General features: G+C 54.8%; 1 protein-coding gene. It reads left to right on the forward strand.

The window, feature by feature from the left end:
• Positions 1-14: 14 nt before the first annotated feature.
• On the forward strand, positions 15-310 hold a 296-nt coding region (locus ACLIIZ_RS21150; RefSeq protein WP_416695694.1), incomplete at its 3' end, for an IS5 family transposase.

Raw genomic sequence — 310 nt, forward strand, 5'->3', positions numbered from 1 at the left:
ACATGGATCGCCGAATGCTCACCGATGACCAGTGGTCACGCATAGCGGATTTTCTGCCTGGGAAGTCCACAGACAGAGGACGCACGGCAGCGGATAACCGTTTGTTCGTGGAGTCGGTACTCTACATTGCTCGAACAGGCTGCCCTTGGCGGGACATGCCAAAGGAGTTTGGCAACTGGCACTCGGCCTATGTTCGATTCGCCCGCTGGGAGACCAAGGGCGTTTGGGATCAAATAGCTGCTGCGCTTCAAAGAGATGCCGATCTTGAAGAGTTGTTTATCGATGCGACGATTGTTCGTGCCCATCAGCA

This window comes from Azonexus caeni (genome assembly GCF_048146105.1).
Classification (GTDB): domain Bacteria; phylum Pseudomonadota; class Gammaproteobacteria; order Burkholderiales; family Rhodocyclaceae; genus Azonexus; species Azonexus aromaticus_B.